Consider the following 11790-nt stretch of genomic DNA (forward strand, 5'->3'; position numbering starts at 1 on the left):
TATTTTATAGGCTTTTCTATTTATTTTCTCGGCATAATGTATCACAGTTATAGTAGAAATAATAGATCAATTTCTACTAATAAAGGACGGTGATACATATGAAATTAGATTAAATTATTCAAGGATTGGAAAAACTTCTTATTCAAAACAACTATTCTTCTCAAACCATCAAATTTTATAAGAGAGAATGGAAGAAATTAGAGTTATTCTTGATTGATAATTACTCCAATACCGAATTTAGCCTTGATAAAGGATTGGCTTACTTGGAAAGGCAATATGGTATAGTTTCGAAATACATTGACGGAACTATTTCTCAGCAGAGAGTGCAGCTTCTTAGAGTCATTCATTTATTATCGGATTATCAGCTTCATGGGGTTCTGACACGCCGATACACAGCCTCCAAGAATCAAATTCATTTATCGGATGAATATGCAGTCATTTTTAATGAATTTTTAAATGACTTGGAAGAGAGCGAACTCTCATACAGTACAATAAAACATTACTCTCACATTTCTAAAGTATTCCTGGATTATCTATCACAAAGACAGGTAACGGATATAGCCACTATTGATTTGGCCATCTGTAATGATTTTATTAAGACTTTTTCAAATTTTAGTTACAAAACAGTCGAACAGAACATTTGTGGATTGAGATATTTCCTGAGATATCTTCACTTCAAGAATAAGCTTTCTGCTGATCTGGCATCAAAAATTCACATGCCCTCGATTTCAAAAACAAGGTCGATACCATCTGTTTGGACCACTGAAGAACTTACTCAACTGTTAAAGGCGATTGACCGAAACAGTCCATTGGGAAAACGTGATTATGCAATGATTCTTTTAGCCTGCATACTTGGAATAAGAAGCGGTGATATTAAAAATTTAAAATTTGACAATTTTGATTGGGAAAACAAAAGAATATCCTTCATTCAGCGCAAGACAAAAAGGCCATTATCTCTACCTTTACCTAATGAAGTAGGCTGGGCAGTCATAGATTATATCAAGAATGGAAGACCGGCTTTTTATGATACGCATTATGTTTTCATTAAACATACGCCACCATTCGACCCTTTTTCTGAAGAAAATCATCTGAATGGTATAATCAGACGATATATGAACAAAGCTGGAATACCTATTACGAAAAACAGACACTCTGGTTTTCATTCCATGCGACACGCACTAGCTTCTTTATTATTGGAGGCTGGGACACAACTGCCAATCATTACTGAAATCCTTGGTCATTCAAATCCTGATATTACTTCAATATATTTAAAAACTGATATCAATAAATTAAAAGAGTGCGTATTGCCTCTGACTTTTGATGATGAAACGTTTAATATTCAATAGTGTATTCAAAAAAGAATTTCAGGATTTAATAGAATTAAAGCAGTCGCAAGGATTCAAATATACATCGGAATGTTCAGCTTTTCTAAGATTGGATAAATTTTTCTATGAAAATAAAATCACAGAAAAAGCCATAACACGTGAGATAGTGGAAAAATGGTGCAGAAAAACTTCTTATGAAACCGTTAGTAATCAAGCAGGAAGAATATCAATCCTAAGAGTTTTTTGTACATATTTGAACGATATGGGAATTGAAGCTTATATTCCGCCTAAAGGTCTAGTAAGGAAAGCACCTAAGTATGATGCCCATATCTATACTGACAAAGAGTTAAAGCAATTCTTTAAAAGTGTGGATCAAAGTAAAAGTGTTTCTATATCACCTTATAGACATCTGGTCATGCCCGTCTTTTTCAGAATCCTTTATACCAGTGGTTTAAGAGTATCTGAGTTAAGGCTTCTAAAAATCAAAGATTTTCATTTGGATAAAGGTTATATTATAGTTCGAAGCGGAAAAAACAAGAAAGATAGGATAGTACCAGTTCACCCGATATTGGTCCAAAAATGTATAGAATTAAAGGAAATAATACACCAGGAATCAGAAGAAGATGAATACTTTTTCATGATAACTCCTGGCGTACCAATGAAACTGCATACGGTTTATCGTAATTTTAGACGATATCTAGAAAAAGCAGGCATTTCACATACCGGAAAAGGTCCAAGAGTTCATGATTTCAGACACACTTATTGTGTCAATTTATTAAAAATGTGGCTAGAAGAAGGAAAAAATCTACTTAACTGTCTGCCATATATGAAAACAATGCTCGGACATGAAACGTTTGAAGAAACAGCATATTATCTAAAGCTTACTCAATCGCTTTTTCCAATTCTCACAGGAAAACTAGAGGAAGCATACTCAGAAATGATTGAGGTGGTGATTCTAGATGAAAAAGAGTTCTACTGATTTTTCTCAATATGTTGGTTCCTTTTTAACGGAATTTCTACCGCATCATCGCAATTATTCAAAGAATACCATTCTTAGTTATAAGGATACGTTAAAACTCTTTGTGAGGTTTCTAATTAACGAAAGAGATGTTAATATTAATCAATTTACAATGAAAGATTTCACTAAAGATCTTATCATTGAATTTTTAGAACATTTAAGATCCACTGGATGCAGCTGCTCAACTGCGAATCAAAGACTGGCAGTTCTGAAGAGTTTCGCTAATTATTGTCAGACTGATTCTATTGAAAATATGCCCCATTTACAGGAAGTCATGCATATAAAATCAAAAAAGACAGTGATAAAAGAAATAGGCTATTTAGACGAAAATCAAATGAAGATGTTGATAAATGAACCCGATATCAACAGATTAAGTGGATTAAAGCATAAAACTATATTATGTCTATTATATGATACAGGTGCACGCGTTCAGGAAATATGTGATTTAAAGGTAAGAGATATATTTCTCGAAAGTCATCCAACAGTTAAATTAAGGGGTAAAGGAAATAAAACAAGAATAGTGCCAATTTCAAACGCTATGAAGGCTCTTTTAAATCAGTATACAGATAAATTTCAAATAAATACAAGAAGAGCTGATCGTTATCTGTTCCTTAATAAAGACAACAATCAGTTATCTCGTGATGGCATAAAATACATCATAGACAAATATACAAGTTCCATTGTGAAAAGAGAATCATCATTTCCTAAAAAGGTTACGCCACATATGTTTAGACATAGTAAAAGTATGCATATGGTGGCAGCAGAAATTCCAATTGTTTACATTAGAGATTTTCTTGGACATGAAAGCATTTGTACTACGATGGTCTACGCAAAAGCTGATACACGCTTAAAAGAAAAAGCAATAAATAAATTAGCTCCAAAAATAATAAAAGATGAAGAATTCAAGCATGACTGGACGAATGATCAGAATTTATTGGATTTTTTAAATAAGTTCAAATAAAATATTATGCCGAGAAAATAAATAGAAAAGCCTATAAAATAAATGCTTTTCAAACTTAACTCGGCATAATAACTAACTCTACATAAGGCGGACCTATCAGTGTCGTACTATCAAATATCTATTTAGATAAATTTGATAAGGAACTGGAGTCCAGAAATTTAAGATTTGTGAGATATGCGGATGACTGCATCATCTTCGTGAAGAGCGAAATGAGTGCAAAACGAGTAATGAAGTCAGTGACATCATGGCTGGAAAGGAAACTATTCTTGAAGGTTAGTGCCACGAAAACAAAGGTTGTACGTCCAATGAAAGGACAGTTCCTGGGGTTTTCCTTTTATAAGGATAGTCAGGGGTGGAAATGCAGACCTACCGAAGATAGAAAGAAACGATTGTATACAAAGATACAGAAGTATCTGAAAAGAAAGCGAGCCGTTTCAAGACCTCTATCAATTACATTTACAAAAGTCAATCAAATAGTGAGAGGATGGATCAACTATTTCAGGATAGGAAGCATAAAAGCATTTCTTGATAAGTTTGGACAATGGTTACGCCACAAGATACGATGTATCATCATCAAGCAATGGAAGAGACAAAAGACAATCTATAGAAATCTCATGGCATTGAATATCAAGTATAAATGCAGATTTGAGGAAGAAGATATCTATAAGTGTGCAAATTCAAGATTAGGGTGGTATAGAAGAAGTGGATTAGATGTGGTCAATTTCATACTATCACCAGCAGTTCTAGGCAAAGAGAAAGGGGACAGACCGGGTTTAGTCAATCCCCTTAACTACTATCTTAAGAGTTTGTAGTTTCGATATAAATGTAGAGCCAAATACGAGGACCGTACGTTTGGTTCAACGGGAGGGGCAATAAATCTAGAATTTACTCCTCTACCCTATTTGTTCTTTTTAGAATTTGTTAGAATCTTATCAGGGAATACCGATGCATTGATCAAATCTGCGGGATCTATGTCCAAGGCGTCTGCAATATTGTAAAAGACCTCAAGGGAGAACGGGCGAACAATACCCGGAGCTTCGATAGCGCTGATATGTGAACGGCTCACATTGGATAACTCTGCAAGCTTCTCTTGAGACATACCACGCATCTTACGAAGCGCAGCTATTGCAATGCCGAGCTGGATGAATCTATCTCTATTCTTAAATTCAACCTCTTTACTCATTTACAGTCACCTACCTTTCTTCTATTATCGTTAACTTAATTTAGTTTTATACATCTATAAAAAAGAAAAAATATAAATAGCTCAAATAGGTGATAAAATAAGCGTATTTGAGCTTTTCTGTTCGGAAAGAGTATGATATAATAGATGTATAAATATACATCTATAGAAAGGATGATTTTATGCATCAAAATCCTGTGGATTTACCTGAAAGAACAGTCATCATAAAAGGCAGAAGTGGCAGTTATGTGTACTTGACACAAAGGGTTAAATATTCGCCAGAATTAAAACAAACCAGACCAGTAAGAGTAGCTATTGGAAAACTTAACGAAGAAGGAAAGCTGATTCCAAACAGGAACTATTTTGAAATATTTCCATATGAACAGAATGAACCCGGAGATAAAGCAGACTTCGTTATTGCGGGACCTCATTTTGTGGCGGACAAGATAAGTGCTGGGAATGGATTAAAAGAACTGCTGGAGACGATTTTCAAAGATGATTCGGACAAGATCCTGGATATAGCGACATATATGATGATGAGCGAAAATAACGTAATGCAGTATTTTGAAGACTATGGATATAATCACACATTGTTCAGTGCAGAGAACTTCGATGATAATGCGATAGGAAGACTGTTTAAAAAAATAAAAGTAAAGGATATCGATTTGTTCATCAGATCGTGGGTACATATGCATGTTGAGAAGCAAATCTATATAGCTTATGATTCGACGAATATGAACAGTGCTGCAGGAAATCTTGAATTGGCAGAATACGGACATGCGAAGGATCGTGATGAATTACCGCAAGTGAATTTATCAATAGGATATAATCAGACGGATCAGGTGCCTTTATTCTATGAATTGTTTCCGGGAAGCATCATCGACAATACGGAATGTGAAAAGATGGTGGAGAGAGCCCGGCAGTACGGATGCAGGGAAATAGGATTCATACTGGACAGGGGATATTTTTCATTACGGAATATAAGGTATTTCGAAAAGCATAATTATGACTATATACTGATGACGAAGGGGAATGCAAAGTTCATACAGGAAGCGGCAGAAGAAGCAGGAGCAGTATTAAAGAACGGATATTCAAATTATATGCAGGGATACGAACTGTACGGGATGACAGTAGAGAAGGATTTATTCAATACAGGAAAAAAAGAATATGTGCATGTATATTATAATGGAATAGAAGCGGAAAAAGAAAAGATTACGATCAATAACAGATTCAATAAGATGGATGAGGAGTTAGAGAAGAAGAAAGAGAAAAAGATAAAGAAAGCAGAAGATGTGAAAAGCTATGAGAAATATTATCGATTGGGATTTGATGAGAATGGATACTTCATGAATTATCAAAGAAAAGATAACGAAATCATGAAGCTGATAAATAAAGCGGGATATTTTGCGATAGTGACGTCAAAAAAGATGAGTGCAGAAGAAGCGCTGGAAACATATCGGGATAGGGATGCGGTGGAAAAGATATTCAGGATGGAAAAGACATATTTAGGGAATGATGTATTCAGAGTACATTCGGAAGAGAAACTTGAAAGCAAAGTGTTCGTATCATTCATAGCATTGATTATCAGGAATGAGATTTATCAGTCATTAAAGGAATTGTATAAAACGAATAGAAAAGAGTACACAGTACCGAAAGTATTGAAAGATTATGAACGGCTGGGAGTAACTAAATTAGCGGATGAGAAATATCATATAAGATATCGACTGACAAATAAGCAAAAGAAGATATTAAAGGCACTGGGAGCAACAGAAGAAGAATACAGGAAGTTTGTAAATGAACAAATGGATATGTTAGTTAATAATTAACATATCCATTTTATATAGATGTATAATTTTTTGAGAAGTTGACGTATTATTATACTTTTTTTACTCTTTTAACGCTGTATTTGATATAAAGCACTTAACTAATATTTAGAGCAAAAATATAATTAAATGATACAGTTGCTAAAATAGGTGAGCAAATATAACTGAGGGAAGAGTCTTGCCAACCGCTATACACACATGCTTAATTTATGGGATGCCTATCCTAAGTAGAACACAGCCGAACAGGAATCATCCCGATGGTTTCTCTAAGAGAAACCATAAAGAGATAGCGAGTTGTAAGATAGCCCATCGGACTGTGTCAGTTCGATGGGCATTTTAGTTTGAAACTTGTTAGGAGTGGATGATGTGAAAGAAAAAACATGCTGCTTACCGGGCATAGGGAAATTCCTTCAGGACAACGTCGAAGAATCTTCGCAAAGACCGAAGAAGCAATCGAGGGACTTATAAAAAAAGGCTATCTATATTTTGGAGCTGGAGGTGCATTGGGCTTTGATACAATCGCTGCCTTTGCGGTTCTCAAATTGAAGGAACGTTATCCTGATATTCGTCTGATCCTCGTGCTTCCTTGCTTCTCTCAAACGAGAGGATGGTCGCAGGAAGATATAGAGATATACGATGACATCAAACAGAAGGCCGATAAAGTTGTATATACTTCTCAGGAGTACACGAGGGGCTGTATGCATAAACGCAATCGCCATCTGGTTGATAACAGTTCTGCTTGTATTTCTTATCTCACAGAAAACAAGGGCGGAACTTTTTATACAGTGAACTACGCTAAGAGCAAAGGTGTCGAGGTAATAAACATTGCAGAGTAAACAGAAAATAATCGTACTCCTTTCCCCTGTATTTTAGCTTCTTCACCTCGTTGGAAATAAAAAGCGGTAAATGTCTATGGCTGTAAAAGGAGCCTGTAAAAGGAGCGGCTGCTTTCTTTTGGCTTAACATTCGTAAAAATATGTGACATCTCATAAAATCCATTGACTTTTCACGATTTTTGTGCTATACTGTCTTCCATAAACAAGGCGGGAGATGAAGCGTATGGCTGTCCAGTACAACCGGCTGTGGAAATTGCTGATTGATAAAAAGATGAAAAAATCCGCCCTGACAGAGTTGGCAGATGTGTCCTCCTCTACGATAGCAAAGCTGAACCGGGACGAATATGTGAGCCTGGAGGTTTTGGAGCGGATCTGCCGGGCGCTCCGCTGTGACATCGGGGATGTAGTGGAGCTGACGGAAGAATCGGAGAAATAACGGGACGCCTGCAGCGGCTTCTGTGGAAAGGGTGGTACGATGAAAGGGGAACTGAGAAAGCCGGCGTCTGTCAACGCCATTCTGCTGATCGGTATTTTTACTTTTGTCTTTTTAGGGGCGGAATATCTGTTTGTCAATATGATTTCTCTGTCGGTGACGGAAGGGAGAACTGTCATTGCCCAGAACTATGCGCTGGGCGCCAGCGCCGTCGGCTTTTTCTTGTATCCGGCCATGGAACGCTGGGGCGGGAGGCGCTATAAAAGCGCGCTGACCTTTATCCTGGCGCAGGGTGCGATTATCTGTACCTTCATTGTCCAGCAGCATATCTCCTATGCGGCGACCATGACGGCAGGGATGGTGCTCTTCCTGCTGCTGGGCGTTTTCGGCAGCGCCGTCCACTATCTGGCTGCCGTCACCATAGACGGCGACAATGCATTGGCACGGCTGGCGGGGATCGCCTACGCCCTGGGAATTCTGCTCCAGTATGCAAACAACAACCTTGTCAACCTGGAGGTTGCGGAGGCGGCGTTTCTTTCGGTATTCCTGGCGGCTTTGAGCCTGCTGGTCATCCGAACGAGACAGGCCGCCCAAAGCCGCATCGAAATGACGGAGACTGCGGGCGCCTCTTCGGAACCTGCGGAAGACATTTCCCTCACCCGGAAAAAACGGACGGCGGGCATTATGCTGGCGCTGCTGGTAGTGCTGATGGCCTGCGTGTTCAGCACACTGGACAATGCCGTGACTCTCCGTCATGCGAGCGGGACGGATATCGGGCAGTGGCCCCGCCTGCTGCTGGCATTCAGCGGCCTCGCCGCAGGCTTTGTCTTCGATATCCGCAAGCGGAAGTATATGGGGCTTATTATGTACTGCGTGATGATGATGTCGGTTCTGTCCATTGTGGTACTGAACCTGGGCGCTCCGTTCCTGATCGGACTGGTGGTCTTTTACCTGTCCTCGGGCTTTTTCGTTGTCTTCTTTACAGCGAGCTTTATGGAGCTTTCCCGGCATATGCGCCTGCCGTCGCTGTGGGCGGGCATGGGCCGCGCCATGAATAACGTGAGCGCCGCCCTGATCACCAACGGATCGGTGGCGCTGCTGGCCACTGGCAACAGCCTGGCCGCCATTGTCATCGCCCTGGTGCTGTTCGTGGCGGTCAGCGTTGCTATGGCCGTGTATACCGCCTGCATGAACGCCGTCATGGAGCCCAAGGAGCCGCCTGCTTCCCAAAAGTCGGACGAAGAGCGCAGGGAGGCGTTCATCGCAAAATACGGGCTGACCGAACGGGAATGGGATGTATTTTCCCAGATGATTTCTTCGGACAGCAGCGCCCAGGAGATCGCCGACTGCCTGTTCCTGTCCAAGCGGACGGTGGAACGGCATATCTCCGCCCTGTACGAAAAGACGGGCGCAAAATCCCGCATCACTATGTACCTGCTTTACCGTAACGATTAACATACAGGATAAAAGAACACCCTGCTTTCTCTCAGGAGAGGCAGGGTGTTTTTGTGTGCGGTAACGAATTGTCCTGATAAAAAACATCGTTTTCCCCACTTGAAAAATGAAATTTACGCCATTCGGCATCCGCGAAAGGAAAAATCAGGAAAGAAAAGCACACCTCATCCCCTACTTGGAACGATTAGAAGTTATGCATATATAAAGCCTCAAAATAGTTGCTTTGATTTATATAATATGCACAAGTGGCGGTTGACCGCCATCGGTTTTTTGAAAAATGGCGGTTCACCGCCACCTGTTTTGATACGATTGGCGGGATTTACGCATAGACAATCCGGCCTCTTTTCACCTAAAATGAGGGCGTAAGAATCCACTTCCCGGCGTCTGCCGCGGTTCCCCAAAAATTCAGGAGGAGAAGAAATGATGGAAATTAATAAAAATCGATCAGGAGGCATTCTGCTATGAAAAAGAAAAGCGTATTATCCCTGCTGCTGGCGGCGGCGCTGGCGCTCTCCCTCGCCGGTTGCGCCGGGCAGGGGCAGCCGGGCGGAAAGGAGCCTGTCGTCAACAGCGACGGGACCATCACGAAAGAAGAAAACGACGTAAAAATCACTGAGACAGCGGCCAGGTCCATCGAAACCGAGCTGTATGAAACGGCGGATTTCAGCCTGCAGATCCCCAAGGGCTGGACAGTCACCAGCGGCGGTACGGCCATGTACCATTCCATCCGGGTGCAGGATCCCAGCCAGCCCCTCAACCAGATGTTTGTCCTGCTGAAGGCGGAGGGCCTGCTGCACAGCCAGGAGGGAAAGGACGCCTATGCGTATAACGTCACCATGGGGAACACATGGGCGCAGATGCTTTCCCAGGCGCCGGTGCTGACAACCCCCTCCACCGAAAACTTTTTCAAGCTGTTTTCGGAATACGCGGCGTTTGTAGAGCAGTGGGAGCCGAGCTATGCCGGCTATACCTTCCCCCGGTTTGACGGCTTTGCCGTGACCGGCCGCTTTGCCTCGGCCAGCCTCCTGTCCTCGTATGCTCTGGGAGAAGAGACGCTGCGGGCGTCCTTTACCGAAAACGGCAAGGAAGGCGAGGGGATGTTCGCCGCGTCGGTGGTGGACTTCGGAAGCGTTGATATTGCCGCAGGACTGCCGGTAGGATATATCATCCCCCGGGCGGACGGCGGCTACTACATGGCATACAACGTCATGGCGGTCACCGCCGCGAAGGATACCTTCATCGAATGGGAGAGCGTCCTCACCAAATGCCTTGGAACGCTCGCCTATTCTGAGAGTTTCGTAAAAGCCACTGAGCAGGCCGGTGAAGAAAAGGTGGCGATGTCAAAGGAAATCAGCCGCATCACCAACGAGAGGCTGGAAATCATCATGGCGGCCTGGGAGGACCGGAACGTCGAGCAGGACATCACCAGCCAGATGCAGAGCGACGAAACCGGCGGCTACGAGCGCGTGTACGACACGCAGACCGGCGAAATCTACCGGGCGGAGGCCGGATGGTATGAAAGCACCGGCAGTGACCGCTACAAGCCGGTGACTGAAAACAAAATGTATGCAGAGCCCATCAGCGGTTACATCGAATAGGGAAGCGGCGGAAAACCGCAAACAAGGAATACATGATAAGGAGGGAAACGGAATGCGTCAGGTGAAAAGGCTCCTTCCCTATGTCCGGCGGTATGTGCAGATGGCCGTTTACGACGTGCTGGACGCGGAGGGGGCGGAATACCGGAAAGAGGAAAGCGGCGCGGTGGTCGCCCGGCTTTCGGTTTACGGGAACGTCAGCACCTTCAGCCTTTCGACAGAGATACAGGATGTGGGGACCGGACTGACGGTTTCCATGCGTGAACCCTGTCCCGGCCTGTCGGCCCAGGGAGAGGAACGGGCGGTGACCGCCGTAGCCGATAAGGTTGCCCAGTACCTTGAGAACGAGCTGATGATCAACCGCCGCTGTTTCGTGCCGGACCGGCATTATGCCGTATAGGGAACAGCGGCGCAGGCACAGGCGGAAATCGGAATGTCATTTTTAGATAAATTGGGCGGCATCGCCAAAAATATCGGGGACAAGACGGGGGAAATGCTGGCGGTCAATAAGCTCAACTCAAAAATCCACGCTGAGCAGCAGGCTGCGGCGGAGGAGCTGAGAAAGATCGGCTAGTATTATTACAACCTGTTCCTGTCCGAAGCGGTTCCGGAGGGTGTGGAGCTGTACGCCGGCGTCATGGAGGCGGAGAGCCTGCTTGAAGAGAAGCCGGAGCTGAAAGAAGTGCTGGACGGCCTGCTGTCGGTGTATGAGATCAGCATCCGCCAGAACGGGGAGCCGGTGGAAATCAAAGACAGCGCCATGACGGTGCGCATCCCGATGAACAGCCATCTGGAGGGCTACGCCCATTACCAGGCGGTGCGGGTGGACGGCGAGCCGGAGCGCATAAAGGCAAAGGCCGAAGACGGCAGCCTGGCCTTTGAAGCCGGCGGCCCGGGCCGGTATGCCGTACTCGGTTCCGATACCCCCTTCTCCGTTTCTGCAATCATCCAACCCGACCCGTTGCCGGGAGACGGCGGAGCTGAGGAAAAGGGCGGAAACGCCGTCTACATCGTTCTGTTGGCCGCGATACCGGCGGCTGTCCTGCTGGCGCTGCTGCTTGTATTCTTATACAGGAAAAAGCGGAAGGCACAGGATAACCCGCCAGCCGGAGGAAAGGATCCGTCCGGATCGGACGGCGGAGATACCAAAAACTGATTTTATTT

Annotated in this window: 14 protein-coding genes; 13 read left to right on the forward strand and 1 reads right to left on the reverse strand. The window is 43.1% G+C overall.

Annotation, left to right across the window (positions count from 1 at the left end; genetic code table 11):
* Positions 1–125 precede the first annotated feature (125 nt).
* From BQ5367_RS08695 to BQ5367_RS08710, 4 genes are all read left to right on the forward strand, one after another.
* The gene (locus BQ5367_RS08695; protein ID WP_202615287.1) at positions 126–1346 is read left to right on the forward strand and encodes a site-specific integrase; all 1221 of its coding nucleotides are present in this window, start codon (positions 126–128) and stop codon (positions 1344–1346) included.
* Positions 1324–2304: a tyrosine-type recombinase/integrase gene (locus tag BQ5367_RS08700; protein WP_071442872.1), complete on the forward strand. Its 981-nt coding sequence runs from the start codon at positions 1324–1326 to the stop codon at positions 2302–2304. Before BQ5367_RS08695 ends, BQ5367_RS08700 begins: the two co-directional genes overlap by 23 nt.
* Positions 2285–3304, forward strand: coding sequence for a site-specific integrase (locus BQ5367_RS08705; RefSeq protein WP_071442134.1), 1020 nt, complete (start codon positions 2285–2287; stop codon positions 3302–3304). The genes BQ5367_RS08700 and BQ5367_RS08705 overlap by 20 nt, the downstream gene beginning before the upstream one ends.
* A 95-nt stretch (positions 3305–3399) precedes the next feature.
* Positions 3400–4116, forward strand: coding sequence for a reverse transcriptase domain-containing protein (locus tag BQ5367_RS08710; protein WP_074022012.1), 717 nt, complete (start codon positions 3400–3402; stop codon positions 4114–4116).
* A gap of 86 nt (positions 4117–4202) precedes the next feature.
* Here the strand turns inward: BQ5367_RS08710 and BQ5367_RS08715 are convergent, their stop codons facing one another.
* The gene (locus tag BQ5367_RS08715; RefSeq protein ID WP_071442136.1) at positions 4203–4487 is read right to left on the reverse strand and encodes a helix-turn-helix domain-containing protein; all 285 of its coding nucleotides are present in this window, start codon (positions 4485–4487) and stop codon (positions 4203–4205) included.
* Positions 4488–4666: 179 nt separating this feature from the next.
* Here BQ5367_RS08715 and BQ5367_RS08720 point away from each other — a divergent pair, with 179 nt between their 5' ends.
* The 9 genes from BQ5367_RS08720 (at position 4667) to BQ5367_RS08750 (ending at position 11782) form a co-directional block, all read left to right on the forward strand.
* Positions 4667–6310, forward strand: a complete 1644-nt coding sequence (locus tag BQ5367_RS08720) for an IS1634 family transposase (RefSeq protein WP_071440588.1) — start codon at positions 4667–4669, stop codon at positions 6308–6310.
* Positions 6311–6687: 377 nt separating this feature from the next.
* Positions 6688–7143, forward strand: coding sequence for an SLOG family protein (locus BQ5367_RS08725; RefSeq protein WP_071442137.1), 456 nt, complete (start codon positions 6688–6690; stop codon positions 7141–7143).
* A gap of 223 nt (positions 7144–7366) precedes the next feature.
* Positions 7367–7579 (forward strand): helix-turn-helix domain-containing protein, encoded by a 213-nt coding sequence (locus tag BQ5367_RS08730; RefSeq protein WP_071442138.1) that lies wholly within the window; start codon positions 7367–7369, stop codon positions 7577–7579.
* 39 nt (positions 7580–7618) lie between these two features.
* Positions 7619–9031, forward strand: a complete 1413-nt coding sequence (locus BQ5367_RS13100) for a helix-turn-helix domain-containing protein (RefSeq protein ID WP_074022013.1) — start codon at positions 7619–7621, stop codon at positions 9029–9031.
* A 45-nt stretch (positions 9032–9076) separates the two neighbouring features.
* Entirely contained in the window at positions 9077–9397 is a 321-nt protein-coding gene (locus tag BQ5367_RS13105; RefSeq protein WP_074022014.1) for a hypothetical protein, read from the forward strand.
* Positions 9398–9492: 95 nt separating this feature from the next.
* Positions 9493–10629 carry a hypothetical protein gene (locus BQ5367_RS08740; protein WP_071442140.1) on the forward strand — a complete coding sequence of 379 codons (1137 nt, stop codon included), beginning with the start codon at positions 9493–9495 and terminating at the stop codon, positions 10627–10629.
* 52 nt (positions 10630–10681) lie between these two features.
* The gene (locus BQ5367_RS08745) at positions 10682–11026 is read left to right on the forward strand and encodes a hypothetical protein (protein WP_071442141.1); all 345 of its coding nucleotides are present in this window, start codon (positions 10682–10684) and stop codon (positions 11024–11026) included.
* A gap of 33 nt (positions 11027–11059) precedes the next feature.
* A complete protein-coding gene (locus BQ5367_RS13525; protein WP_154667088.1) occupies positions 11060–11200 on the forward strand; it encodes a hypothetical protein in 141 nt (46 codons plus the stop codon).
* Between the two features lie 42 nt (positions 11201–11242).
* Positions 11243–11782: a hypothetical protein gene (locus tag BQ5367_RS08750; RefSeq protein ID WP_143052377.1), complete on the forward strand. Its 540-nt coding sequence runs from the start codon at positions 11243–11245 to the stop codon at positions 11780–11782.
* Positions 11783–11790 lie beyond the last annotated feature (8 nt).

Source organism: Traorella massiliensis, assembly GCF_900104665.1.
In the GTDB taxonomy this organism is placed as follows: domain Bacteria; phylum Bacillota_I; class Bacilli_A; order Erysipelotrichales; family Erysipelotrichaceae; genus Traorella; species Traorella massiliensis.